We start from the raw sequence: 26322 nt of genomic DNA, 5'->3' as shown, positions 1-26322 counted from the left end.
AGTTGATTTCAGAACAGGTATAGAGCAACAAGCATGAAAGCAATAGCAATAGACGATGAACCAATGGCGCTGGAAGTGGTACGGGCACACGCTGCCAAAGTGCCTTATCTGGAACTGGTTGGTTGTTTTACAGATGCCTTTCAGGCGCTCGAGTTTCTGCAAAACGAACCGATCGACTTGCTGTTCCTGGACATCAAAATGCCGGATATCTCCGGACTGGAGTTTGTGACGAGCCTCCAGAAAAAGCCGATGGTGATCTTTACGACGGCTTACTCTGAGCACGCCGTCACCAGTTTTGAACTGGATGCGGTGGACTACCTGCTGAAGCCTTTCTCGCTGCCCCGTTTTATCAAGGCCTGCAACAAGGCACAGGAACTCCTGCAACTGCGCAGCACGACGGCCCCTGTGAAAGATTACCTGTTTCTCAAAACCGGTTACGAGCAGGTAAAAGTACACTACGACGAGATCCTATACCTGGAGGCGGCCGGCAATTACGTGACTTTTGTGCTGGCGGACGGAAAGAAGCTGCTTTCGCGCATGACCATACAGGAGTTGAGTGAGCAGCTGCCTGCCGATAGTTTTGTGCGGGTGCACCGCTCTTATATCGTTTCCAAAAAGCAGATCGATAAAATCGAGCGCCACCAGGTATGCATCAAAGGAAATGAAGTGCCGGTTGGGGCTTCCTATATGCAGCAGTTGCACAGCATCTGATGGCTCAATTTGCGTGATCTAATCGCAGGAACATGAAAAAGGCGCTCCGGTTAATTCCAGAGCGCCTTTCCTTTTATCAGGTTATAGCTATTGACTAGTTGCCGTTCGCTTCGAGCCACTTTCTGGCATTCACGAAGGCTTCCATCCAAGGCGACACTTCATCGTGACGACCTTTCGGGTAGTGCGCCCACTGCCACTGCAGGAGCGAACGTTCGATGTGAGGCATCATCACCAGGTGGCGACCTGTTTCATCGCAGATCATGGCGGTGTTGTAGTCGGAGCCGTTCGGACAGGCCGGGTAGGTTTCGTACGCATACTTCGACACGATCTGGTACTTGTCCTCGGTATGCGGTAAGCTGAAGCGCCCTTCGCCATGCGATACCCAAACCCCCAGCGTGCTACCAGCCAGGCTCGAAAGCATCACCGATTTGTTTTCCTGGATGGTGAGGGAAGTGAAGATACTCTCGTGCTTCTGACTCACGTTATGCAGCATTCTGGCCTTCTGATCGTGCCCCATCGTGATGAAGCCAAGCTCTACAAACAGCTGACAGCCGTTACATATACCTACAGATAAGGTGTCTTCGCGCTTAAAGAAGTTCTCGATGGCATTCTTCGCTTTCTCGTTGTACATGAAAGCACCGGCCCATCCTTTGGCCGATCCCAGCACGTCGGAGTTAGAGAAACCGCCCACAGCCCCGATGAAACGGATATCCTCCAGGGTTTCTCTACCGGAGATCAGGTCGGTCATGTGCACGTCCTTCACGTCGAAGCCGGCCAGGTACATGGCATTGGCCATTTCACGCTCCGAGTTACTTCCCTTCTCACGGATGATGGCTGCCTTGATTCTTGGCTTCGAGCTATCGATAACCGGTTTTTTGCCGTCAAATCCTGCCGGGAAGGTATAAGTCAGTTCGTGCTTTTTGTAGTTCTCGAAACGTTCTCTGGCGCTATGCGGGCCACTTTGCTTGATATCAAGCAGGTATGAGGTCTTGAACCACGTATCACGCAGCTGGGCGATGTCGAAGGTATAGGCATCTGCACCGTTCTTCAGTTCCAATGTTGCGCTTGAAGTGCTTGTTCCTATTTTATGGAACGGTACATTACTGGCATTCAGAGTTTCCTCAACGTCTGCCGAAGCCTGGAATACCAGGCCGATATTCTCAGCAAACAGCACTTTGATGCTATCGGCTTCGCCAAGCGAGGTCAGATCAATGGAAGCACCCAGGTTATTATCTGCAAAGCACATCTCCAGCAGGGTGGTGATCAGACCGCCGCTGCCGATGTCATGACCTGCGGCAATCTTGCCATCTTTGATCAGCTGCTGCAGCGTGTTGAAGGCTTTGCCGAACAGCTCCGCATCCGTAATGTCTGGTGCTTCGTTGCCAATCTTGTTGACGATCTGCGCGAAAGAAGAACCGCCGAGCTTGAAGGCATCATTGGACAGGTTGATGTAGTAGATGTTGCCGCCGTCACGCTGCAACACCGGCTCTACCACCTGGCGCACGTTGCTGCAATTTCCTGCGGCGGAGATGATCACCGTACCTGGCGCAATTACGTCCTCGTCCTTGTACTTCTGCTTCATTGAAAGCGAGTCCTTACCGGTCGGAATGTTGATGCCGAGGCAATCGCGAATTCAGAGCAGGCTTCCACGGCTTTGTACAGACGGGCGTCTTCTCCTTCGTTTTTCGAAGCCCACATCCAGTTGGCAGAAAGCGAAACGCTCTGCAGACCGTCCTTCAGCGGCGCCCACACGATGTTAGACAGCGACTCGGCAATGGCATTGCGGCTACCAGCTGCCGGATCGATCAGAGCCGAGATAGGGGAGTGACCGATGGAGGTGGCTATGCCTTCTTTGCCCTGGAAATCCAGCGCCATCACGCCGCAGTTGTTCAGTGGCAACTGTAGCGGACCAGTGCACTGCTGCTTCGCGACACGTCCGCCTACGCAGCGGTCAACTTTATTGGTAAGCCAGTCTTTGCAGGCTACTGCCTCTAACTGCAACACCTGCTCCAGGTAGGTATAGAGCTGGTCTTTGTCGTAGGTTACGGGCTGGTATTCACGGGCAACGGTCTGGTCGTTCATTACCACTTTCGGCGAACTGCCGAACATGTCGCTCAGCTCCAGGTCCATTGGTTTCTGGCCGGTAGAAGCTGACTCAAAAGTAAAGCGGTGATCACCTGTCACGTCGCCTACGGTATACATCGGAGCACGTTCACGCTCTGCTATTTTCTGAAGCGTCTCAATATCCTGCTCACCAATCACGAGGCCCATACGCTCCTGCGACTCGTTGCCGATGATCTCTTTAGCTGAAAGGGTAGGGTCTCCAACCGGCAGTTTATCTAAATCTATTTTACCACCAGTTTCTTCCACCAGTTCAGAGAGGCAGTTCAGGTGGCCGCCGGCACCGTGGTCGTGGATCGAAACGATCGGGTTGTGCTCGCTTTCCACCATACCACGGATGGCATTGGCAGCACGTTTCTGCATTTCCGGGTTAGAGCGCTGGATGGCGTTCAGTTCTATGCCTGTGCCGTGCTCACCGGTGTCGGCAGAGGAAACGGCAGCGCCGCCCATGCCGATGCGGTAGTTTTCACCGCCCAGGATCACAATCTTGTCGCCTGCTTTCGGGTGACCTTTCTGCGCCTGGCTTGCTTTGCCGTAGCCAACGCCACCTGCCAGCATGATCACTTTATCGTAACCCAGTTTACGAGGAGCTTCGATTGCATCTGCTATCTCGTCGTGCTCGAAGGTCAGAACAGAACCCGTAATCAACGGCTGACCGAATTTGTTACCAAAGTCCGTCGCACCGTTAGAGGCCTTGATCAGGATATCCATTGGTGTCTGGTATAGCCACTGGCGTTCCTGCGTGGCTTGCTCCCACGGACGGTCTTTTTCAAGGCGCGACAAGGCTGTCATGTAAACGGCTGTACCTGCCAGCGGCAAGGCGCCCTGACCACCAGCCAGACGGTCGCGTATCTCGCCACCTGAACCGGTAGCGGCACCGTTGAATGGCTCTACTGTAGTCGGGAAGTTGTGTGTTTCTGCTTTGATCGAGATAACCGATTCAAAATCGCTTACCTGGTAGAAATCCGGCACGTCGGCACGTTTCGGGGCGAACTGCTGCACCACCGGCCCTTTAATAAAGGCTACGTTATCTTTGTAAGCCGAAACAATATCGTTCGGGTTCTTTTCGGATGTTTTGCGGATCAGCTTGAACAGGGAGCTTTCTTTCTCTTCGCCATCGATCACAAACTTGCCATTGAAGATCTTGTGACGGCAGTGCTCGGAGTTCACCTGCGAGAAGCCAAACACTTCGGAATCAGTCAGTGGTCTGCCCAGCCTTTCGGAAAGCTTGTTTAAGTAATCCACTTCCTCTTCGCTCAGCGACAGTCCTTCCTGCTTGTTATAGGCAGCGATATCCTCTATAGGCTGCACAGCTCCGGCTGTATGTCAATCGTGTAGATCTCCTGATCCAGGCCCTTATACCTTTGGGAAAGCATCGGGTCGAAATCCGAGAAATCTTCCGCTACTGTTTTAAACTCTTCGATCCGGATAATTCCCTCGATGCCCATGTTCTGGGTGATCTCTACTGCATTGGTACTCCAGGGCGTGATCATGGCTGCACGGGGGCCAACAAAAAAGCCACTCAGCACAGTTTCCTGCTTTAGAGTGGCGTTGCCGAATAACCATTCCAGTTTTTGAATGTCTGTAGCGCTTAGTTCCCGCTCGGATTGCACGGCGTAAACTGTATCGGGCTGACTAAAAAAGAAGTGAAGCATGCTTAGTTATTTTTCTATACGCAAAGATACGGTTCAAATTTAGATAATTGGGCAGGAAAGGGCCAAGATTAGCGGCAATTCTATTGCAATTGTATGGCCAGTGCTGGTAGGAGGTATGCACTAACCGAGAAAATGATGTGGAGAGAAGATCCCTCTGAATACCGCTCATTTAGATGTGAATTGCCCTGTAAGCCAATTTTCGGCCAAATTAAGGATAATTTTTTGAGAAGAGTAGGGGAGAGTGGGGTATAAAGTTTTGTGGTTAAAAAAGGTCGTGCCTGCGCTGGCTGAAGTTTAAGTAAGGTTGCAACAGCACGGAAGATGGGTAATAGCATTATTTAGGATTAGTCTCAGTTATAGGAGGCATAAAAGAAAACGCGGCGAAGCATTTCACTTCGTCGCGTTGGTAGGTTTTAATCATAACGCCTGGCTTACAAGCCTGCTTGTTGAATGAGGTATAGCTTATGCAAAGGCAGCAGGGTATAACTTCTGGGCTCTCTGCTTGATTTTATCTATCGTGTCGATGTAGGCAATGGTCAGGATGAAAGAGATGGTGATGTGTAAGGCATATGGCCAGATGGCTTCGGGGATCAGCTTTTCCAGTACCATGTAGTTGAGGTACATCGGGAAGTACAGCAGCGGCGTAAACCCATAGGTATACTGCATGATTGACAGCTTTTTGTGTAATTTCTTTTTCAGGAAAACAAACTCCTTTACTGCAAAATACAGAATGGCAGCCGTGAGTCCTCCCAGGCTCACCAGTTTCACCATACCTGGATCGAGTGAGGTGAGTGCCAGCTGAAAACCAACGAACAGTGCTAGGGAAAGCAGCAGGTGAGGCAATTTAAAATAAGCTAAGAATGTCCGTAGCCACAGCAACATGTTCTCTTTCTGGATAGCCGCTATTCGCTTTTCATACACATCCATAAAACCGAAAATACCGAAGCTTTTATATACCTTTTGAATTGCCTCGTCGAGCGTCAGGTCGGGGTTTTCCTCCCATTGCTTCTCAATGTCAGAAGCCAGGTGGTCTACCAGTTCTGTCTGAATGTCATAGGTGTCTACAAACTTCTTCTGCAGAAAGGCATACAGTTTTTCGATGTCTGTGGCTGTCAGTTCCTTTTTCATGCTTTTGAGGGATTAGCTAAGTTCGTATTCATGATCAACTGCATTTGCTCTATAAAGCCTTTCAGTTCGGCCAGCTTGTCCGCTGTTTCTTTTTTGCCTGCCTCAGTCAACTTATAGTACTTCCGCATCCGGTTACCAATATGTACCATCTCTGCCTGCAGCAGCCCTTCGGCCTCAAGTTTGTGAAGCGAAGGGTATAGGGCGCCTTCTGTAATATTGAGTTCTCCGGCTGTCAGCTCTTTCACCTTCTGGGTGATTTCGTACCCATACATCCTGTCGTTCTCCTCCAACAGCTTTAGGATGATGGTCGAGAGACTGCCTTTATAGAGTGAACTGTTTTTCATACTGCAAATATATAAGAATGTTTTGCATAAGAAAGTTATGTATTATTTTTTTGCAAAAAATTCTGGATCTGGTAATTGCTATAAGGCCAGAATTCCTTTTTACTAAATCAAAAAACCTAGATCGTTAAGCTGATGCTTCTTCACCTTTTATTGATTACACTGCCAACCAAATTATAACTGTAAGCAACTGGTATTAGTAAAGAACTGGTATGCAACCTCAAAAACGAAGACCCACCAAAGAAGAGCTGGCGGCGGCTAACGGCAGAACGCTGCCTGATATCATCGCGCCCAACCTCAAAGTCCTTTTCTGCGGCATTAACCCGGGGCTTTACACGGCTGTGGTCGGGCATAACTTCGCCCGGCCGGGCAACCGCTTCTGGCCGACCCTGCATGCGGCGGGTTTCACGCCCCGGCTATACCTGCCCGAGGAAGAAAGGGGACTGCTGGACCTTGGTTTTGGGATCACCAACATCGTAGACAGGCCACTGCCAGCGCCGCTGAGCTCTCGGCCGCAGAACTGAAAGAAGGAGGGGGCAGGCTGGTGGAGAAAGTGCTGGCGTACCAGCCACAGGTGCTGGCCTTACTGGGGATCTCCGCCTACCGCGTAGCGTTCGGAAAGGCAAATGCAGGTATAGGTATACAGGAGCAGACCATCGGAAACACCAGGCTGTGGCTGTTGCCTAATCCCAGCGGTCTGAATGCGCATTTCCCGCCACAGAAGCTGGCCAGGGTATACCAGGAGCTTCGGATTTTTGTCGATATGCTGGAATAGACAAGCCTGCTCTTTCGGCTATACCTTGCAAAGGCAGGATTTATCAGTGGACCCAAGGTATAACCAGCTATTTAAGTAAAGACAGCTTGCCACCTGGTCTTTACTTTCCCATGCCCTTATGTAACCAAGCTGTATAAATATTTGTATTATTACTTGAAACTATTTTCGTTAAAACATATACCATTAAGTCAAAGGCAAAATCAAACTCAGCTGGCATGGAACATGAATCTACAAAACTTTGAAAAGGCGCTGGAGCAGGATTTCGTGACCATACGGCACAGCCCCGAAAATAAAATGCTTTGGAACCAGTGGCGGGGGAGTATACCTTCAGATCCGCTGCGCGAAGCCATGATCTTTGCCTGTGAGTTTATCGTCGCCAACGAAATAGAGCTGATCCTGGCCGACTATACCAAAATGCAGCCACCTTCCCTGCAGGACCAGAATTGGATCGCTATACATTCGGCGGAGATACTGCAGCACAGTAAGTTAAAGCGGGTCGCCAATGTGATGGGCACCGATATTTTTCAGCAGCTGTCCATTGAAACCATCTACCAGATCGCCTCCCAAACCCCGCTTCCCTGCGAGTCCCGTGACTTCATGTTCAAAGACGACGCCCTGGAGTGGCTATTCAGTACTGAGTAGCAGAACTCAGGCTAGTCTGCTTGTTCTTCCCCTGGCTGCCTCTGCCGCAGTACCTTATTGTCGATGGAGTAGCGGCCCGGGCCTTTCACCATGAAGAAGAGGAGCAACGCTGTGACAGTCAGAGACAAAACCAGTTCGGCGTTACCCAGACTAATGCCTCCTTGCTGGGGATTCACGATAAGCAAAGCACCTATCAGGATCGGAATCTGGCAGAGCAGAGCCAGTCGCGTAAGCATGCCAAATGCGATCATCAAACCGCCTACTATGTGTACCATGCTGGTGAGGAAATGGGCCTTGCCAGCAGAGAGAACATCCTGGCTGGAGCTGAAGATGTAGAATACGTCGGTGGTATGCTCCAGGAAGAGCAGGCCTTTGATAAACAGGAATAGTCCGAGGAGAATTCTCAGGGCGTCCATCCAGACAGGGTTGTTGGCGCTGTTGATGCGAGGGGTGCGGTGAAGTTCATGTGCAAGTGCCATGGCAGTAGGTTTTTACGTGAAAAAAGCGCTATATCTATATTTACGTTCACAGCCACAATCCCGTTTATTTGCCATGCTTTTGAAGTCGTTTGACCAGAAAATTCAGTTTTTTGGCGGAACAGCTTTCACAATTGTAGCTACAAACGTAGCTTTGCAGACCGAATGAACATTCAATTGGGATTAAAAGGGGATTTGAATGGAGCCGATTGCAGACAAGAAGAAAGCCATATTCATCAGCACGATGGAGCTGGTCCGCGATAAAGGCTTTCATGGGACGCCGATGAGTATGGTCGCCAAGCACGCCGGTGTGGCAGCGGGTACCATTTACCATTACTTCGAGAGTAAAGAGCAGCTCATCACCGAACTGTTCGACTACGCACAGCAGCAGGTTATTGAAGTTGTGGAGCAGGAAACCTGTGCCGCTATACCTTTCAAAGATTGCTTTTTCAACCTCTGGGGTGGACTCTATACCTTTTACCAGAACAATCAGAACCTGCTCCGGTTCTTCGAGCAGTTTGTCAACTCTCCTTACAGCACAGCAAGGCCACCGCTTGAAGAAGACAAGTTTTATACCTTGCTTTTTGCCTTTTTTGAGCGTGGCATACAGGAAGGATTGCTGAAAGAGGTAAGTCCTAAGATATTGGCTACGCTCACCCACAGCAGTGTGCTTTCCATGGCCAAACTGACAGGCAGCGGCCGACTCCATCTGGATAGAAAAGAACTCGAACAGATACTGCAGCTTATTTGGGACGGTATAGCCTTTGACCGTTAGCTGCCAACTTTAGCAAATAAAATTATCGTTACACTGATGTTTAAACAATAACAATAAGCCCCGAAATGAAATAAGAAAGAAAAAACTAAAGCAGTTGCATCACCATCAGTTCCTGCACCTGCACGTTTAATACTCAATCAAAATGCTGAACACCAAAATTATACATGAAATTAACTACTTATTTTAAACAACTGCTGATTGCCTGCCTGCTGGTTCCGGGCTCCCTGATGGCGCAGGACAACACTGGTACAGCCGCGACGGATAGCCTGACCCTGGAGCAATGCGTGGGGTATGCGCTGGAAAACCGGGCGGCGATGGAGCAGGCACTGATCGACGAGCAGATCGGTGAGCGGGAGATCAGAGCCAGTCTTTCGGGCTGGTTTCCGCAGATCAATGCCAACTTCGGGAGCACCTACAACATCAAAAGGCCCCAGCAGCCAATCGGAGGGGAGATCATCACCTTCGGACAGAAGTATAACTCCAACCTGGCGCTGCAGGCTACCCAGAACATTTTTGACAATAACCTGCTCCTCGCCTCCAGGGCGTCTCGTTCCAGAAAGCTGTTGCTGGATCAGCAGGTAACGGATACCCGCATTAACACGGTGGTAGAGGTGAGCAAGGCATTTTACAATGTGCTGCTCACGCAGGAGCAGCTGCGCATCCTGGACCAGAACATCTCCCGCCAGGAAAAGCAGTTCAACGACGCCCGCAGCCGTTACGAAGTGGGACTGGTGGATAAGACGGACTACCAGCGCGCCGCCATTACACTGGCCAACATCCGGTCAGACCGCAAGCGGGTGCAGGAGAACATCAAGGCCAGCGTAGCCTACCTGAAACAGCTGATGGGCTACCCGGTGGAACAGCAGCTGAACCTCACCTACCAGTATGCCCGCATGGAGCAGGAAGTACAGGTAGACACGACTGAGATCATCGCCTTCGACAAACGGGTGGAACTGCAGCAGTTGCAGACACAGCGCGAACTCCTGAAGCTGAACACAGCTTTTAATCGCTGGAGCTTCCTGCCAACCGTTTCGGCTTTTGCCAACTACAACCTCCTGTACTTCAACAACGAGTTCGCCAACCTCTACGACCAGCACTTCCCTAACTCATCGGTTGGCCTGCAGGTAGCGCTGCCGATTTTCCAGGGTACCAGAAGACTGCAGAACCTCAAGATCGCACAGTTGCAGGAAGACCGCCTGGATGTGCAGATCGAAGACGCTCGACGGGCCATTAACACGGAGTACCAGACGGCGCTGGCGAATTACAAAGGTGATTACACGGAATGGCGGACAGTGCAGTCGAACCTGGAGATGGCCGAAGAAGTGTACGAGATCATCAAGCTGCAGTACGACGAGGGCGTGAAAGCCTATGTGGACCTGATCGTGGCCGAGACTGAGCTGCGCACTACCCAGCTGAATTACTACAATGCTCTTTACAGCGTGCTCTCCAGCAAACTGGACCTGCAGCGTGCCCTTGGAAACATAGACATCAACCGATAAAATCAGAGAAACAGGATAATGAAAAATAAATACACCTGGCTGTTCGCAGCCATCATCAGCCCGACTATGCTTGTGTCTTGCGGCGGTGACGATGCCGGACAGCAGCAAATGAATCCTGCAGCCATGGCCGTTCCGGTGAACACGATTCAGGTAAAGCAGCAAAGCGTAACCGGCCGCGATACTTACCCGGCCAGGGTGGTGCCGCTGCAGGAAGTAGAGCTGCGTCCGCAGGTATCAGGTTACATCACCAACATTTTTGTGCAGGACGGGCAGCGTGTCAAAAAGGGGCAGAAACTCTACGAAATAGACCAGAATAAATACCAGGCAGGTATACAGCAGGCGCAGGCCAGTCTTCAGAGCGCCAAAGCCAACCTGGCCCGCGCAGAGAAGGACCTGGAGCGCTACGAACGCCTGGCCGAACGCGATGCCATCGCCAGGCAACAGGTAGACTACGCCCGCACTGAGGTGCAGACAGCCCGCGCACAGGTTTCAGCGGCGCAGGCGCAGGTGAGCAGTGCAGGCACCGATCTGAGTTATTCGACCATCACGGCTCCGTTCAGCGGCGTGATTGGTATTTCGCAGGTTAGGGTAGGAGCGCAGGTATCACCGGGTCAGCCATTACTGAACACGGTGTCGTCTTCTGATCCGATCGCGGTTGATTTCGTGATCAACGAAGCCGAGCTTGGTCGCTTCAGCAACCTGCGTCAAGGCAACCAGCCGGATTCGCTTTTCACGATTCGTTTTAACAATGGCGAGCAGTACGAGCACAATGGCAAGCTGGTCGCCATCGACAGAGCCATTGGCCGACAGTCAGGTACTACCACCGTACGTGTGCAGTTCCCGAATCCGGATGAAAGGCTGATACCAGGTATGACCGTGAGCCTGGACGTGCTGAACCAGGACCTGGGCGACCAGATTGTGATTCCGTTCAAGGCGGTGACAGAGCAGTTGGGTGAGTACTACGTGTATGTGGTGCAGGGCGACTCTGTGGTACAGCAGAATGTGCAGCTGGGCACCCGCGTGAACGGCAACATTGTGGTGCGCGAAGGCCTGCAGCAGGGGCAGCAGATCGTGACCGAAGGTATACAGCGTCTGCGCCAGGGAGCCAAGGTACAGTTAGGCGGACCTGAGCAGGGACAGCCACAGGCAGGTGCTGCAAGATAATTGGAGATAGGTCTTTCAGAAGATTAACAAGCAAGATGATTTCAGAAGTATTTATAAGAAGGCCCGTCACCGCCATGGTGATCTCGATTGTGATCGTGCTGGTGGGATTGCTGGCCATGATGAATTTGCCTGTCACGCAATACCCGGATATCTCGCCGCCTACCGTATCGGTGTCGGCCAACTATACCGGCTCTGATGCCCTGACGGTAGAGCAGTCGGTGGCCACACCGGTGGAGACGCAGATCAACGGTACGCCAGGTATGGCTTACATCACCTCTACCAACACGAGTACCGGCCAGATGAACATGTCGGTTACCTTTGAGGTGGGCACCGACATCGACATTGCGACACTTGACGTGCAGAACCGTGCCAGCATCGCGCAGCCGACCCTGCCGGAAGAGGTAAGGCGACTGGGCGTGACGGTGCGTAAGCGTAACCCGAGTATCATGATGGTAATTGGTATCTACTCGCCAAACCGTACCCATGATATCCAGTTCCTCGACAACTACACCAACATCTATATCAAGGATGCCCTGATGCGTGTAAGCGGGGTGGGAGATATCACCTCCATCGGGCAGGATTTCAGTATGCGCCTGTGGCTGCAGCCAGACAAGCTGGCGCAGTATAACATTGGGGCAAACGAAATCACAGCAGCCATACAGGAGCAGAACCTACAGGTAGCAGCTGGTACGGTAGGCGGTGCGCCGCAGTACGATACACAGGCCTTCCAGTATCCGGTGACGGTAACCGGCCGACTGCAGACGCAGGAGGAGTTCGGCGACATCATCGTGCGCACCAACCAGACGGACGGTTCGGTAGTATACCTGCGCGATGTGGCCCGCATCGAGTTCGGCCGCTTCGACTATGGCCGTCAGTCCAAGATCAACGGTAACCCGGCTACGATGATGCTCCTATACCAGGCACCGGGCAGTAACGCCCTGGAGACCGCCGAAGGCATCTACGCTGCCCTTGACGAGTTGAAGGCTTCTTTTCCGGCCGATGTGGACTACATCGTATCCTTCGAAACAGTGTCAGTAGTGCAGGTGTCGATCAACGAGGTGGTGAAGACGCTGGTGGAGGCCCTGATTCTGGTGATCCTGGTGGTGTTCCTGTTCCTGCAGAGCTGGCGCGCAACGCTGGTTCCGATCCTGGCTATACCTGTGTCCATCATCGGTACCTTCGTGTTCTTCATCCCGCTGGGCTTCACCATCAACACGCTCACACTCTTCGGGTTCGTGCTCTCGATCGGTATTGTGGTGGACGACGCCATCGTGGTGGTGGAGGCCGTACAGCACTACATCGACCATGAAAAGCTCTCAGCCAGAGAAGCTACCCGCAAGGCCATGAAAGATATCACGGCGCCGGTTATTGCCATTGGTCTGATCCTGGCGGCGGTGTTTATACCTGTGGGCTTTATACCTGGTATCGTGGGTAGACTATACCAGCAGTTCGCGATCACGATTGCGATCTCTGTATTGATCTCTGCCTTCGTGGCCCTTACGCTCACGCCGGCACTTTGCTCCCTGATGCTGAAGCCGATGAACGTGAACAAAGACTCACGCGGCATCAACAAGTTTTTCTACAACTTCAACAACTGGTTTGCCCGCACCACCGAGCGTTATTCGGTAGGGGTGCGCAAGAGTATCAAAGCGACACCACTAGTGCTGATCATCCTGATCTGTATCTATGTGGGCACATTCGGGCTATTCGCCACCAAGCCAACCGGCTTTATACCTACAGAAGATGAAGGGCGAATGTTCGTGTCGGTGGAGCTGCCGGAAGGCGCTTCGATGAGTCGGACTTCGGAGATACTTGAGGAGATTGGTAACCAGTTGGGTTCTGTGGAAGCGATTCGAAACTATACCTCCATTGCTGGTCTGAATGCGATTAACTTTTCGTTTAAGTCGAACAGCGGTACCTTCTTTGTGCAGCTGGAGCCCTGGGACCAGCGTAAGGACGAGGCTTCACACCTGAACGGGGTGATGGCTGAAGTGCAGCAGAAGATTGCGGGTATAAAAGAAGCTAACGTGCGACTGGTAGCGCCTCCGGCTATACCTGGTCTGGGGCAGTCGGGTGGTTTCACCTTCGTGCTGCAGCAGCGTCGGGCAGGGGATGTGCGTGAACTGGAGCAGGTGATGGGGCAGTTCCTGGCTGCTGCCAATGCCCGCCCAGAGATTGGGATGGCCTACAGCTTCTTCACAGCCAAAACACCGGGTTACCACATAGATGTAGACCGTGAAAAAGCGAAGCGACTGGGTGTGAACATCGCTGATATTTATTCGACTATGTCCACTTACATGGGTAGCCGTTACGTGAACGACTTCACACGCTACGGCCGTAACTTTAGGGTAGTGGCCCAGGCCGACACTTCCTACCGCATGGATATCGAAAGCCTGAAGCAGTACTATGTGATGAACAGGCAAGGACAGTCTGTGCCGCTCAGTGCGCTGGTGACCTCGCGGGTAGTAGAAAACGCTGCGGTGATCTCACACTACAACCTGTTCCGCTCTGTCGATATCAACGGAAACGCGGCTCCGGGCTACAGTAGTGGTCAGGCGCTGGATGCGCTGGAGGAAGTAGCTGCCGAGGTACTCCCCGCCGGTTATGGCTACGAGTTCACCGGTCTGAGCCGCGAAGAGCGTGCAGCGGGTGCGAGCACGATTTACATCTTCTCGCTCTCGATCCTGCTGGTACTTCTGTTGCTGGCTGCGCTTTATGAAAGCTGGTCGGTGCCGTTCTCCATCCTGTTCGCGATTCCGCTGGGTATGTTCGGGGCTATATTGGCACTCACCTTACTGCCTAAGCTGGACAACAACGTGTACGCCCAGATCGGTATGATCACGCTGATCGGTTTGGCGGCCAAAAACGCCATTCTGATTGTGGAATTTGCCAAGGAGCGTGTAGACCGGGGTATGGACCTGATCGAAGCGACCATCGAAGCGGTGAAGCTGCGTCTGCGTCCGATCATCATGACTTCGCTGGCCTTCATTTTGGGTGTGGTTCCGCTGGCGCTGGCAGCTGGTGCAGGAGCCGTGTCACGGCAGACCATTGGTTGGGTGGTGATCGGCGGTATGCTGGCCGCGACCTTCCTGGCCATATTCGTGGTGCCGGTGCTGTATGTGGTGATCACCCGTATCGCCTACGGAAAAAAAGGCCTGGCCGAACTTCGTGCTAAAGGCGGTGATCTGCCGGATAACGATGGCGGTGATCCGGCTTATGTGAATCCTTAAGTTTGAGTAGTAAGATACAGGGCATTTTGATCCTGGTATCAATGAAAAGCCCCGGCCATTTGGTCGGGGCTTTTCGTTTTTGCCTGAGGTTGTACCTATACCTGGAACAGCTTAGCGAAGGCTGTTTTTCTTCTCAATGTCATCCTGAAAGTATCCTGGTAGCGAGTTGTGCCAGCTTGACCTATGGGGTAGGGGTCCTTGTCTAATTTTCCTTTACCTTCTCCAGCAACCTTTCTAACCAGAAGATCAGGAATAGGGCAACGAGGTTTACGCCGATGAATTTCTGGCCGAGGTCGGTGCCGATGCTGAAGTGGAAAGAGGAGAGTGCCAGCCTGAATTTAAAGATCCATCCTTCTACCATGTCCACCCCAACCCCGATACGTAAGCCCGCTACATACTGGAAGGCGTAGCTGCCGAAGGAGAAGTACACCACCTGCAGCACCTGGTTAATAATGGAGAGCACCAATCCGCGCTTGTGATTGCGGAATAGCATACGGCCGCAAAGGATGGAAAAGATGTAAAGTCCGCCGGCAAAAAGGCCGATACGCATGGCCATCTGGTCTACCACCATCTCGCCGTTGAATAGCACCCAAACAGTGAGTGCTATACCTAAAATACCGCCGAAGATCTGGTAAAGCGCAATGGCTTTTATCTGGTTTCTGATTTGCTTATTCAAATTGATTTGTTGCTTATTCAAGCTGTGCGTTATAGCCTGCAAGTTAGCAAAATTACAGCCGTTCACCCCTCAGACAGTGGTGGTATTCTATGCTTTTACCACCATCTTCGGACTCAGGAATTCTTTTACATCGGATGGTACTCCGGATCCACTTTTGAAAAAAAAATTACATCTTAATTACCGGATTTCAGGCAACATGCCAGAAAAGCAGATGCTGGTTACTACATAGTACTAGACCATTCCTTTTTCTTACTCCTAATAGGGCATCTAGCTCTGTATGAGTAGTTATGGGAGGTTTTGAGAAGTTTTTATTTTTAATGATTAAGCTAAAGCCCTATAAAATATTGAACTACTTGGCAGGTCTGATATACACCGGTTAACACATAGTAAAAAGAGGGTTTAAATAGTTTAAAGGCACTTTTTCTAAAACTGACTTGTTGATAGGTTTTGCTGCTGAGTTTCTTCAGCCTTGAAACCAGCCGAAGTGCTTAAATTTTTAATGTGTTTTTTTAAGGTTTTGCCTTAGAAAACTTACCAAGCGAATATCTATGCATCAAGCCTTTGCCCATCCATATACAGCAGCTTACCGACCCCTGCATGGGTCTGAACAACCTCCACTCTCAAAGGGAATTTATTAGCTGATTTACTTTCAGTTCAGCTGAGCTTCAGTCATTACCTATTTAGCAACCAGTACGAATGCCCTACTGCTTTACCCACTTCTCCTAACCGAGGGCTGAGGTAAAGCACAAGCTTGAAACTTATGAATAATATGCCATTTGAAAACCTGCCGGGCAGTACAAGCCCGGAGTCCGATGCTGTACTTTCTCCCTCTACAGAAAGCGCAAGTGTGCACGCTATACCCTTCCTCCATATTTTTCAATCCCAGAGTGGCTCCAGCTTACTGCTCTCTCCGCAGTTTGTGGTAGAGGCCGCTACTGACGCGCTCTTAAAAGAGATTTTCATGACACGGGAGGACATTGTAGGCAAGTATCTGTTTGATGCTTTTCCTGACAATCCCGGCTCCCCTCATGCTTTCGCCACCATTAACCTGAGAGCTTCTTTAGATCAGGTACTGGCGACGGGCAAACCGCACCGGATGGATTTGCAGCAATATGATATTAGTGACCCTCAGCAGCCTGGCCAGTTTTTGGAGCGTTATTGGAACGTAACCAACATTCCTATTTTCGATGAAGGAGGTAAAGTAGCTTACATACTTCATGAAACCACCAACGTATCAGATCAGATCGTTACGGAACGTAAGTTAGCGGAGAGCCTTGTGAGGGAGAAACGGGCCACTGCGCTGGGTGACCAACAGCGGTTTCGTTTGGAGCGTTTGTTTGAGCAGGCACCTGCTGCCTTAGCTATACTGGAAGGCCCTGATTTTGTATACAAAGAGATAAATGACAGTTACCAAAAGCTGTTTCCAGGGCGTAAACTGGTAGGGCTGCCACTATTCGAGGCGCTTCCAGAGCTGGAGAACCAACCAATCGCGGAAATCATACGGAATGTTTACCAGACAGGTGTCACTTTTGAAGGGAAAGAGGTACTGATTCCGGTAGCGCGCTATGAAGATCAACCGGTTGAAAATATCTATTGGAATTTTATTTATCAGGCTATTTACAATACGAAAGGTGAAGTAGATGGCATACTGATTTTTGCGCTGGATGTTACCGAGTTTATTCAGACAAAGCAGGAGTTAGAGCAGAAATCCGAATCGCTGCTGGAGTTGAACTGGGAGTTGGAAGGACGTGTAAAGACGCGAACCCGCGAACTGCAGCGGGCTGAAGCAGAGGCTGAAAGACAGCGTAAGCGGCTTGAAAACTTATTCATGAAGGCGCCTGCAGCCATTTGTATTGTCGAAGGACCAGAACTGGTGTATACCTTAGTAAACCCGGTTTACGAAGGGCTCTTCCCGGAACGGAAACTGCTGGGTAGGCCTATACTGGAAGCACTGCCTGAGATAGAGCATAATCTTGTCTATAAGAGTTTCAGAGAAGTGTATGAACAAGGCAATACCCACGAGGAGTCTGAACTGCTTATACCTTTCGTGCGGCCTGCGGATGGCGTAATTGAAGACAGATACTTTCGGTTTATACTGCAGGCCAAGTTTAACGATCAGAAACAGGTAGACGGTGTGGTCGTTTTCGCGCTTGAAGTAACAGAACAAGTGAAGTCCAGGATAGCGGTGGAGGCAAGTGAGCAGCAACTGAAACTGATCACTGATTCGCTTCCGGTTCTGATTGGTTACCTGGACCGGGAAGAGCGGTATCGCTTCGCAAATAAAGCCTATGAAAAATGGTTTCTGGTGGACTCGCAGGAGCTACTGGGGAAAACAGTCCGGGAGGTAGTAGGGGAGCCATCTTACCATAATGTGAAAGCCAACATACAGAGGGCCCTGGCCGGAGAAATGTTGGACTTTGAAGCAACTATGCCCTACAGGGAAGACTTTGTGAAGCACATTCAAGTGAGCTATATACCTGATTGCAGGGGAGGCATGGTACATGGTTTCTATACCTTGGTAACGGACGTAACAGAGCAGGTGAATGCCCGCAAAGCACTGGAAGAAAGTGAGCAGAAGGCTAAGACGATGGCTGAAAAACTAGCTGTAACGAACCATGAACTGAACCTGGCCAACTCAGAACTTGAAGACAACAACCGTGACTTGGAGAATCGTGTGCTGAGTCGAACAGCTGCTTTGCAAAACACGAATGAGCTGCTGAAAGAGCATATAAAAGAACGGAAAAAGACGAGTGAGTCCCTTTCCAAATCGCATGAGCAACTACAGGCACTTACCCGTCACTTGCAGGTAATGCGGGAAGAGGAGCGCAAGTATATTGCACGTGAATTGCACGATGAACTTGGGCAGGCTTTTACAGCTCTCAAAATTGATGTAACATTGCTGCTTAAAACCCTTGCGAAAGGACATGTGAAGCAGGAGGTGTTGCAGGAGGAGTTGCAGTCCATGATGAAAACCATCAATAGCTCGATTGCATCGGTACGAAAGATTGTAGCGACTCTTCGGCCTGCAGTGCTGGATAACTTTGGCTTGCTATCCGAGCTAGAGTCGCAGGCACAGGACTTCCAGAAGCGTAGCTCCATCCAAATGGATGTACTCTCTTATGTGGACTATGTCGAACTGGAAAACGAGAAATCCATCGAGGTATTCCGGATCATGCAGGAATCTATGACGAACATCGTGCGGCACTCCGGAGCCTCCAAGGCTAGCATTCAGATAGCGAAGACGAACAGCCACTTCTGTTTTACGATTGAAGATAATGGCAAAGGGCTGCAAGATGACAAACTATCCGGAACACGAACTTTCGGACTTCTGGGAATGCAGGAGAGAGCCGAAAGAATTGGCGCGAGTTTGTCCATAGAATCAAAGCAGAACAAAGGAACACGCTTGACTCTTGAAGTGCCCTTTGACTGAATAGAATTGTAAACCATCATTTTAAACTTACCTGACAGGATGATTAATTTATTAATCGCGGACGATTATGTGCTGATTCGGGAGGGACTCAAAAAAGTTCTTAGAAACGAGCCCGATATCACCGTGGTGGCGGAGGCCACCAACGGGGCAGAAGTACTGAAAAAGCTGAAAAAAAGTGATGCAAATTTTGTCGTGCTCGACATCAACATGCCCGTGAAAAGCGGCTTGGATGTGTTGTTTGACTTAAAGCGCATGTTTCCTCAATTGCCAGTGCTCATTCTGAGTATGTACCCCGAAAAAACCTATGCCCTGCGGTCTCTGAAAGCTGGTGCCTCCGGATACTTATGCAAAGAGAGCGCTGCAGAAGAACTGGTCATGGCAATAAAGAAGGTATGGAACGGCGGTAAGTATATCACAGCCTCCCTTGCTGAACTATTGGCAGATACGCTGGTAGGTGACAATAAACTGCTGGTTTCTCATGAAACACTTTCAGACAGAGAGTTTCAAATCATGTGCAAGATAGCGGAAGGAGAATCATTGAAATCTATTTCAGAGAACCTGAGTCTGACACTGAGTACGGTAAATACGTACCGAAATCGGATAAACGAAAAAATGAAGTTCTCGTCCAATACGGACCTTATCCGCTACTGCATTCAGAACAAACTTATTTAGTCTGCTTGAAAAAACTTTAGGGCGCCGTTCATAGGTATTTGCAGCACCTTGCCGCCACTTAAGCTTTGTCGTGAAAAATGCGACAAAGCAATCCCCATTTTCGTGACATGTCTTTAGCTATTCAGCCCAACAATCCGGGTATAGGTTAGACTACCTTTGTATATAGTATAGCTTTTCACTTTATAAACGCCAGTGACAGGTAGCCTGTTTGCCGCGTAAGTGTAGCTCGCAACCAATACCCCTTGTTAGTCCTTTTGCGGGCTGTTCCCCCTGTTTCATTGTTAAGCTATATACTACAATTGTCTTCAACTAGTGCTTTTCGGAACAAAACATTATCGAAAATCTAAATCAAATGCCTACTGGTCTGCCCATCAATCTGGAGAAGACTTTTGTAAATGAATTTGGGAAAACTTACAGTAAAGTTACCCTACACGCAGCACAGCGTGCGCTTGTGATGGAGTGGTATGGCTATACCACAAAACACCAGATAGAAGTAGTGGCAATATGGGTAGAGTCGCTCATACAGCAAATCCCTTTTGAAAACCTGCTGAATGACTGCAGTTCTCTCATCTCTGTATGGGATGATTCAATTGACTGGTTCTCACAGGTATGGCTTCTGAGAATGAGGCGCCTGGGAGTGAGTAGCTTCATCCATATAGCCAAGCCCAACAGCTTCGGAGAAAGAATCGGGCGATACTTGTGGCTGAGGAAGCACCCCGAGATGGAGTTTCTTTTTTTTAGCACCAAACAGGAAATTTCCGCCTGGTTGAAACTGCATGATAAGGAAGATAACATTTCAGTTGATTGACTGCAGATATCGTTGTATACAGCGCCTGATCAGACTAACAGTAGAAACTAGCATTACTTACTAATTAACATGAATAAGATTCCCTGCATACTGCTCGTGGACGATGATGAAACCACGAACTATGTCAATACGCTGATCATAAAAAAGAGTGGAATTGTTGAGGAGATAATGGTTGCTCTCAACGGGCAGCAAGCCCATGCTATTATCCAGAACCGTTTCAGCACAGGTAACCCCGAATGCAAGTCAGATATTCCTCTGATTGTGCTGCTTGACATCAACATGCCCATCATGGATGGATTGGAATTCATGGAGTTTTTTGATTCTTTGGAGGACAGAATAAAAGATAAAGTAACTGTATTCGTGCTAACAACCTCCAGTCACCCACACGATCTGGAGAAAATGTATGAGTACGGTGTGCAGGGCTTTATTAATAAACCACTGCAACGGGAGGAACTCGAAGAGCTGGCTAATTTACAGTAAGCAGAAATCAAGTGCTCGACCAAGTGACTGAAAAATTGAGATAAGTCTGATCATCAGAAAACCAAAACAAATCTTACCACTTACGCAATAATTTCATCGCTATTGACTACATTCCCAATAAGAAGATAAAATCACTATTCTGGAAATGATGGAAAAGGCATGGCAGCATTCATAAATAAGAACAGTAGCCAGATTAAAGTAGGGCTTTACGCTGCAGTGGTGGTATTTTTTGCTTACACCATGATCTTTGGCTTCAGGAAGTCGTTTACGGTTGCTACTTTCGACGGGATTGAAATTGCCGGCTATAGCTACAAAACGATTCTGGTCATCAGCCAAATGCTGGGTTATTTGCTGGCCAAATTCTACGGCATTAAGTACATCGCGGAACTCAGACGAACAGGAAGAGGCACCGTGATTCTGCTGCTGACAGGTATCGCCTGGCTCAGCTGGCTGCTATTTGCCTGGTGCCGGCACCCTATAACATTGCTTTTCTGTTTATCAATGGTTTCCCGTTAGGCATGCTCTGGGGCGTCGTCTTCTCTTATGTCGAGGGGAGGAGAAGCACCGACTTTATCGGAGCAACACTGGCGGTGAGCTTCATCTTCGCCTCCGGTTTTGTGAAGTCGGTCGGTGCCTGGCTGATGGTGCAGTTTGGCGTATCGGAGTTCTGGGTGCCGTTCTACACCGGTTTAGTGTTTGCCCTCCCACTCTTGCTATTTGTTTTCCTGATGGAAAGGATTCCGCCACCCAGCGAAGAGGATGTGAGGCTGAGAACCGAGCGGGCTCCTATGACAGAGAATGACCGGAAACGCTTTATCAAAGAATTTTTGGCCGGTATAGTTGTTTGCGTCATCATCTACTGCTTTGCGACGATCTTCCGGGATATACGCGATAACTTTGGCGCAGAAATGTGGATAGAGCTGGGGTATATTGATCAGCCTGCCATTTTCTCAAAAACAGAGACGCCGATTACCCTGATCATTCTGGTATTGATCGGCAGTATGGTGTTGATCAAAAACAATTACAAAGCACTGCAGACAGCGCATGTTTTTATCTTGCTGGGGTTTGCAATCGCCGGTATTTCCACAGCGCTTTTTGCTGCACAATCACTTGACCCGGTTTGGTGGATGATGCTGGTCGGGCTGGGCTTATACATGGTGTACATCCCGTTCAATGCCGTCTTTTTCGACCGTCTGATCTCCGCTTTCAGGTATACCGGTAACGTAGGTTTTTTGATCTACCTGGCCGATTCCTTTGGCTATGTGGGCAGTGTCGGGGTGTTGTTTAGCAAAGAGATCCTGCAGGTACAGCTGAACTGGGTGACGTTCTTCTCTAACAGTGTGATCGCTCTTTCCGCGATCGGTATCCTGCTCACCGCTTTCTCCATGGTGTATTTTGGAAGGAAGTATGAGAAAATGAGGATAAGGGAAGTGAGCGAGGCCAAGGCGGTACAAGTATGATTTGCTGGTTATAAAGATGCACCAGCGCTGTTACTTGTTCAAAAACCGGTAGAAGATCACACCACCTACCGCGTAAAGTGCCGCGTCCACCCAATCGGAGGTATAGCGGGGCATAAACTTCGGGAAGAACACCTCAAAGGCCAGTGAAAAGTAAACTACTGTAAAAGCTACCTGGTACCAGGAGAGGCGCAACCAAGGGCCATAAAAGAAGCGCAGTATAAACAGCGTGACGGTGAGCACCAGCGGCAGGCAAAGCAGATCGTCCAGGTAGTGCTGCACCCACCAGGTTCTCGGCAGTTGCAGCCAGCGCCATACCACATGTACCAGGTATACGGCTGCCAATAGCCAGAACAGCGGGCTGAGGGTGCTCCAGTTTATCCGGCCAGCAATGCGATCAGCCATAGGATAAAGGAGATAATGGAGACGAAGGCGATTTGCAGGCCTAGCCCGATTCTCTTGAAAAACCGCATATACCAGGGTCATTAGGGTCTATCTCGATCATTTTTATAGAAAAACGCTCATCTTCCTCCTGCCGGCGTTGCTCGCGTGCTTCCTGACGGGCAACGGCAACCGGGTCAAGCACACTGTGACAGTGCTCGCATCGGTCAGTGGGGTTTTGGTTCCAGCGGGACCATTTACCGCAGTTAGGACATTTCTTGCTAGCGCTCATAGATATTCAGGTATGTGGCATGCCACATCGGTCAAAATGGGCAACCGTACTTTAGGTTCCGACCCGCTCAACCGGGCCCCTACAAAGGTAAGGCTTTTCACTGGCTTCAATTGCTCCTGCTTGCTGAGGTTATCAGTAAATCGATTGAAAGCGGATAGGGTGGTCATGCCTGCTACTCCTGTTAAGAGGGCTTTAATAAACTGTTTTCGTTTCATAACAGCTTATATTAGTAAAGGTGCTTCCAGGAAGGGTGTATCCCGGAAGCACCTATTAAAAGCTCATTTTTACTGGATAGACAGTGGCCTTACATAAGCCGGGCGAAGCACCTTTTGCATCAGCAGATGATCCAGGGAGTACCTGCCGCTACCCGCTAAAAGCAGCGCGATATAGGGCATCAGGTATAGTAGTCCCAGTTCCTGCTTCGCGAACGGATCCGCCCCATGTACCAGGAACACGGCCACCAGCATGGTAATGATCAAGGGGATGGTGGCGAGCCTCGTGCCCAAACCAACCAGGATCAGCAGCGAGCAAAGCACCTCTGCAAAAACGGCCAGGGCCAGTGAAGCTGTTGCACTCAGGCCGAAGACGGCCGGGAACTGAACCGGATCAGCTGAGAAGAGCATCCCCAGTTTGGGCCACCCGTGCGTGAGCATGAGAGCGGACACGCCTACCCGGGTGATCAGCAGCGCCACATCGATGCTGTTGGCGCTCTGGTGTATGTTAAATAGCTTTTTCATGGCTGATTCCTGTTTAAAACTTACTGGATAAACTCACCGTCCGCTTTGATGCGCACTTCGTCGCTGATCATTGGGGCCGGGAAACCGCTGCCCAGGTTAAAGTCAGAGCGCTTGATCGTGCCAGTTACCTGGAAACCAGCCGTCTGCTTTTTGTTCATGGCGTTCTCTACTGTGCCGTTGTATTTCATGTCCATGGTCACGGGTTTGGTTACACTGTTCAGAGTCAGGTTACCAGTCAGCTTGTAGCTGTCTTTGCCGGCTTTCTTAATGGAGGTGCTCTTAAAATCCATCGTCGGGTATTTCTCTACATTAAAGAAATCCGGGCTCTTCAGGTGGTTGTCTCTGTCATCAACACGGGTGTCGATTGAGGCAGTTTTGGCGGTCAATTCTACCACGGCGTCACTGAAATCAGGTTTGGTGGAAGTGATCTTCACATCGAAGTCATTGAAAGTACCCGATACATCGGCAATGCCCAGGTGTTTCACTGTAAAACCGAGCTGTGAGTGGGCGTCATCGTTTGTCCAAACGGAGCTCAGGGTTGTAAATGCCGTCAGGGATACAAAAGCTAACAGGATTAAGAATACTCTTTTCATAAAATGTGTGATTTAAATAGTGTTTGAATATAATTGTTGGTGATTTAATTAGTGATGCAGGATCTTCCAGCCAGCCAGTTATAGCCATTCTTCATGTTGAGCTGGATCAGCAGCAACTGCATACGCTCCAGCGTGCCGCTCACGGCCAGGCCACCTGCTACAATCGGGTTGAAACCAACTGTTTCTACCAGTTCAACCACGGTCTGCAGGGCCTCCTGGTCATCTCCGGCAACGAAGGCGTCGGCCTGTTTCCCGTCAATGACAGGCGTGGCGAAGTCTGCGGCAAAGGTTGTGTTAAAAGCCTTGACCACTTTGGCGTTCGGCAGCAGCTTTTGCAGTTCCTCCGCAGCACTGGTATCCGGGGCGGACACAAGCCCGTCGTATGCGTCGTTCAGCGGATTGGCGATGCTGATCACGATCTTCTGATTGGCCACGTCTTTTACCTTTTCGGCTACCTCTCGCTCAGCAGTGTAAGGTACCGCCGCGATGATGATGTCCGCCTCCCAGGAGGCATCCCGGGAGCAGTCCGACACCGCTACTTCGGCGCCTGGGTGGCTGCTCTTGATCTCGTCGGCTACGGTCTGTACTTTGTCCAGGTCGTTGGCACAAAGCAGCAGCCGGTAGTTGCCTTTGGCCAGGCCTCTGGAAATGGCTGATCCCATGTTTCCGGAAGCTCCTATAATGGCGATGGTTTGCATTGTCTTCATACCTTTCATTATTAACAATACAAAGGTACGACCATGCGCTGCCTCGTCGCATTGAGCCCAGTCAAGAAAGCACATTGATTCAAATCAATGCTTTTGTAAAAGCAGCTATAGGCTTATTTAGAAGAGATGCGCTTTCTGATGCGGCTCAGGGTCTCGGGGGTGAGGCCCATGTATGAGGCGATCATGTGCTGGGAGAMCCGCTGCACAATATGCGGGTAGAGGTTGATGAAATCCTGGTAGCGCTCCTCCACAGAGGCACTGATAATGGAGGTGAGCCGGCGTTGCATGGCCAGGTAGGCTCCCGTGATGTTGAGCCGGGTAAAAGTTTCGTACTTGGGCATGGTTTGCAGCAGCTCCTCGTGTGCCGATTTGCTGATGAGCACCAGTTCCGAGTCTTCCAGGGCGTCGATGTTGTAGGTGGCCGGTTCGCCTGTCAGGAAGCTGTACAGGTCCGAGATCGTCCAGCCCTCCAGACCAAACTGGATGATGTGCTCGTTGCTGTTCTCGTCCACGGAATAAGCACGCAAGGCACCCTTTTCCACAAAAGCGATCACTTTGCACACATCGCCTTCCTGCAACAGGTATTGCTTTTTGCGGAGCTTCTTCAGAGTCAGGTAACTTTTGATGAGCTCTTGTTCCTCCTCTGTAAGCCGGACTTTGCTGTTAAAGTGCTGAAAGTATAACGTGTACATCACCTAGGCGTTATGGAGTGCGTTCGATCAGTGAAAAAGCGGTCCAGCTATCGCTGCTGAGCCGGATCTGAAACATGTACCCAATTTAGCTTTTTTATTCCACCCGCTCTGTTTCTTTTGTTGGTTTCTCGCCCAGGAACTCCACCCAGGCCTTTTTGATGCAAGGATAGTGCTTGGAGGCTTCCACCAGGTTCATGAACGACACCAGGTTGTCCTCAAACCGTTTGGCCAGCGTTTTGTCTTTCAGGCCTCCGTTCTCGTCAAAGGCCTCGTGTGCGGTGGCGAGCGAGAACATGTCGGGGTACACACGGGTGCCGAGGTGCTCCAGCGGTACACGCAGCGCCCAAAGCCCCCGGTTGCCGCCCGCCATGGAAGGGGAGGCAGACAGCAGCAGGGCGTGGTGCTGGTGAAAAGGCTGCGGTCGGAAACGCGAGGTCCAGTCGATCACATTCTTGATCACGCCCGGCATAGACCCATTGTATTCAGGGCAGGCGATGATGAAGCATCGTTGTCCAGGATACGTTTCCTGAATTCCGCGGCCCCTTCCGGATGGTAGTTGTCCACCTCCAGGTCCTGGTTAAACGAAGGGCAGTCAAAGGCTTCCATGTCGGCAAAATCTACGGTGCCACCGTGCTGTTCGATCACCTTCGCAGCCAGCTTGGCCAGTTTGGTGTTGAGCGACCCTTTTCGGAGTGAGGCAGAGAAAACGAGGAAACGGGTATGCCCACGATGGCTGGTTTGTTGCTCTTCCATTGGTTGTCTTTGTTTAGTCTTTAAAACACTGTATACCTTATTGCTGTGCGTAAGCGAGATCGTTTAGCACATCAGTTGCTTCCGCAACCTCCATCTGTTTAACGGTAATTCAGCAAAAAGTTATTGG

The 26322-nt window shown here is 50.3% G+C and carries 22 protein-coding genes and 3 pseudogenes; 13 read left to right on the top strand and 12 right to left on the bottom strand.

Annotated features, from left to right (window positions below; all coding sequences use genetic code 11):
- The first annotated feature begins 33 nt into the window (after nucleotides 1-33).
- Entirely contained in the window at nucleotides 34-711 is a 678-nt protein-coding gene (locus tag O71_RS13700; RefSeq protein ID WP_040574288.1) for a LytTR family DNA-binding domain-containing protein, read from the top strand.
- Between the two features lie 94 nt (nucleotides 712-805).
- On the opposite strand, the pseudogene purL reads toward O71_RS13700, so the two are convergent.
- The 3 genes and pseudogenes from purL to O71_RS13685 form a co-directional block, all read right to left on the bottom strand.
- A pseudogene (gene purL / locus O71_RS13695) lies at nucleotides 806-4487 on the bottom strand (phosphoribosylformylglycinamidine synthase).
- A gap of 462 nt (nucleotides 4488-4949) precedes the next feature.
- On the bottom strand, nucleotides 4950-5615 hold the full coding sequence (locus O71_RS21835) for a hypothetical protein (RefSeq protein WP_007657780.1): 666 nt from the start codon (nucleotides 5613-5615) through the stop codon (nucleotides 4950-4952).
- Nucleotides 5612-5959, bottom strand: a complete 348-nt coding sequence (locus tag O71_RS13685; RefSeq protein ID WP_007657775.1) for a PadR family transcriptional regulator — start codon at nucleotides 5957-5959, stop codon at nucleotides 5612-5614. Before O71_RS13685 ends, O71_RS21835 begins: the two co-directional genes overlap by 4 nt.
- A gap of 209 nt (nucleotides 5960-6168) precedes the next feature.
- Between O71_RS13685 and O71_RS26545 the strand changes: the two genes are divergently transcribed.
- From O71_RS26545 to O71_RS13675, 3 genes are all read left to right on the top strand, one after another.
- The gene (locus O71_RS26545) at nucleotides 6169-6480 is read left to right on the top strand and encodes a mismatch-specific DNA-glycosylase (RefSeq protein WP_007657773.1); all 312 of its coding nucleotides are present in this window, start codon (nucleotides 6169-6171) and stop codon (nucleotides 6478-6480) included.
- A gap of 20 nt (nucleotides 6481-6500) precedes the next feature.
- Nucleotides 6501-6731, top strand: coding sequence for a uracil-DNA glycosylase family protein (locus O71_RS26540; protein ID WP_007657771.1), 231 nt, complete (start codon nucleotides 6501-6503; stop codon nucleotides 6729-6731).
- 222 nt (nucleotides 6732-6953) lie between these two features.
- On the top strand, nucleotides 6954-7373 hold the full coding sequence (locus O71_RS13675) for a hypothetical protein (RefSeq protein ID WP_007657770.1): 420 nt from the start codon (nucleotides 6954-6956) through the stop codon (nucleotides 7371-7373).
- A gap of 11 nt (nucleotides 7374-7384) precedes the next feature.
- On the opposite strand, the gene O71_RS13670 is transcribed toward O71_RS13675, so the two are convergent.
- Nucleotides 7385-7852, bottom strand: coding sequence for a DoxX family protein (locus O71_RS13670; protein WP_007657768.1), 468 nt, complete (start codon nucleotides 7850-7852; stop codon nucleotides 7385-7387).
- Nucleotides 7853-8048: 196 nt separating this feature from the next.
- Here O71_RS13670 and O71_RS13665 point away from each other — a divergent pair, with 196 nt between their 5' ends.
- From O71_RS13665 to O71_RS13650, 4 genes are all read left to right on the top strand, one after another.
- Nucleotides 8049-8624: a TetR/AcrR family transcriptional regulator gene (locus O71_RS13665; protein WP_007657760.1), complete on the top strand. Its 576-nt coding sequence runs from the start codon at nucleotides 8049-8051 to the stop codon at nucleotides 8622-8624.
- A 164-nt stretch (nucleotides 8625-8788) separates the two neighbouring features.
- Nucleotides 8789-10123 carry a TolC family protein gene (locus O71_RS13660; protein WP_007657749.1) on the top strand — a complete coding sequence of 445 codons (1335 nt, stop codon included), beginning with the start codon at nucleotides 8789-8791 and terminating at the stop codon, nucleotides 10121-10123.
- Nucleotides 10124-10141: 18 nt separating this feature from the next.
- Complete coding sequence (locus O71_RS13655; RefSeq protein ID WP_007657742.1) at nucleotides 10142-11287, top strand: efflux RND transporter periplasmic adaptor subunit; 1146 nt, start codon at nucleotides 10142-10144, stop codon at nucleotides 11285-11287.
- A gap of 35 nt (nucleotides 11288-11322) precedes the next feature.
- Nucleotides 11323-14517 carry an efflux RND transporter permease subunit gene (locus tag O71_RS13650; protein ID WP_040574287.1) on the top strand — a complete coding sequence of 1065 codons (3195 nt, stop codon included), beginning with the start codon at nucleotides 11323-11325 and terminating at the stop codon, nucleotides 14515-14517.
- Between the two features lie 202 nt (nucleotides 14518-14719).
- Here O71_RS13650 and O71_RS13645 read toward each other — a convergent pair whose 3' ends face one another.
- Nucleotides 14720-15214, bottom strand: coding sequence for a hypothetical protein (locus O71_RS13645; RefSeq protein ID WP_237717842.1), 495 nt, complete (start codon nucleotides 15212-15214; stop codon nucleotides 14720-14722).
- Between the two features lie 739 nt (nucleotides 15215-15953).
- Between O71_RS13645 and O71_RS21830 the strand changes: the two genes are divergently transcribed.
- The 5 genes and pseudogenes from O71_RS21830 to O71_RS13615 all read left to right on the top strand — a co-directional run bounded on the left by O71_RS21830 (nucleotide 15954) and on the right by O71_RS13615 (nucleotide 22043).
- The gene (locus tag O71_RS21830) at nucleotides 15954-18623 is read left to right on the top strand and encodes a PAS domain-containing protein (protein WP_007657735.1); all 2670 of its coding nucleotides are present in this window, start codon (nucleotides 15954-15956) and stop codon (nucleotides 18621-18623) included.
- A gap of 39 nt (nucleotides 18624-18662) precedes the next feature.
- The gene (locus tag O71_RS13630; protein WP_007657733.1) at nucleotides 18663-19295 is read left to right on the top strand and encodes a response regulator transcription factor; all 633 of its coding nucleotides are present in this window, start codon (nucleotides 18663-18665) and stop codon (nucleotides 19293-19295) included.
- Between the two features lie 352 nt (nucleotides 19296-19647).
- Nucleotides 19648-20103: a hypothetical protein gene (locus O71_RS13625; protein ID WP_007657727.1), complete on the top strand. Its 456-nt coding sequence runs from the start codon at nucleotides 19648-19650 to the stop codon at nucleotides 20101-20103.
- A gap of 69 nt (nucleotides 20104-20172) precedes the next feature.
- Nucleotides 20173-20583: a response regulator gene (locus tag O71_RS13620; protein ID WP_007657726.1), complete on the top strand. Its 411-nt coding sequence runs from the start codon at nucleotides 20173-20175 to the stop codon at nucleotides 20581-20583.
- 159 nt (nucleotides 20584-20742) lie between these two features.
- Nucleotides 20743-22043 (top strand): annotated as a pseudogene (locus O71_RS13615) (DUF5690 family protein).
- A gap of 30 nt (nucleotides 22044-22073) precedes the next feature.
- Here the strand turns inward: O71_RS13615 and O71_RS13610 are convergent.
- The 7 genes and pseudogenes from O71_RS13610 to O71_RS13580 all read right to left on the bottom strand — a co-directional run bounded on the left by O71_RS13610 (nucleotide 22074) and on the right by O71_RS13580 (nucleotide 26195).
- Complete coding sequence (locus tag O71_RS13610; RefSeq protein WP_007657725.1) at nucleotides 22074-22445, bottom strand: hypothetical protein; 372 nt, start codon at nucleotides 22443-22445, stop codon at nucleotides 22074-22076.
- 40 nt (nucleotides 22446-22485) lie between these two features.
- A complete protein-coding gene (locus O71_RS23935; RefSeq protein ID WP_155800896.1) occupies nucleotides 22486-22713 on the bottom strand; it encodes a hypothetical protein in 228 nt (75 codons plus the stop codon).
- 284 nt (nucleotides 22714-22997) lie between these two features.
- On the bottom strand, nucleotides 22998-23450 hold the full coding sequence (locus O71_RS13600; RefSeq protein WP_007657722.1) for a DoxX family protein: 453 nt from the start codon (nucleotides 23448-23450) through the stop codon (nucleotides 22998-23000).
- Between the two features lie 20 nt (nucleotides 23451-23470).
- On the bottom strand, nucleotides 23471-24043 hold the full coding sequence (locus O71_RS13595; protein ID WP_007657721.1) for a YceI family protein: 573 nt from the start codon (nucleotides 24041-24043) through the stop codon (nucleotides 23471-23473).
- A gap of 44 nt (nucleotides 24044-24087) precedes the next feature.
- Nucleotides 24088-24750, bottom strand: coding sequence for an NADPH-dependent F420 reductase (locus O71_RS13590; RefSeq protein ID WP_040574289.1), 663 nt, complete (start codon nucleotides 24748-24750; stop codon nucleotides 24088-24090).
- Between the two features lie 113 nt (nucleotides 24751-24863).
- Nucleotides 24864-25442: a Crp/Fnr family transcriptional regulator gene (locus tag O71_RS13585; RefSeq protein WP_007657719.1), complete on the bottom strand. Its 579-nt coding sequence runs from the start codon at nucleotides 25440-25442 to the stop codon at nucleotides 24864-24866.
- 94 nt (nucleotides 25443-25536) lie between these two features.
- Nucleotides 25537-26195 (bottom strand): annotated as a pseudogene (locus O71_RS13580) (NADPH-dependent FMN reductase).
- Between the last annotated feature and the right edge of the window lie 127 nt (nucleotides 26196-26322).

Origin of the sequence: Pontibacter sp. BAB1700 (assembly GCF_000277005.1) — a bacterium.
Taxonomy (GTDB): Bacteria; Bacteroidota; Bacteroidia; order Cytophagales; family Hymenobacteraceae; genus Pontibacter; species Pontibacter lucknowensis.
Note: the sequence above shows the minus strand (reverse complement) of the source record. Positions and strands in the feature narration are given on the sequence as shown.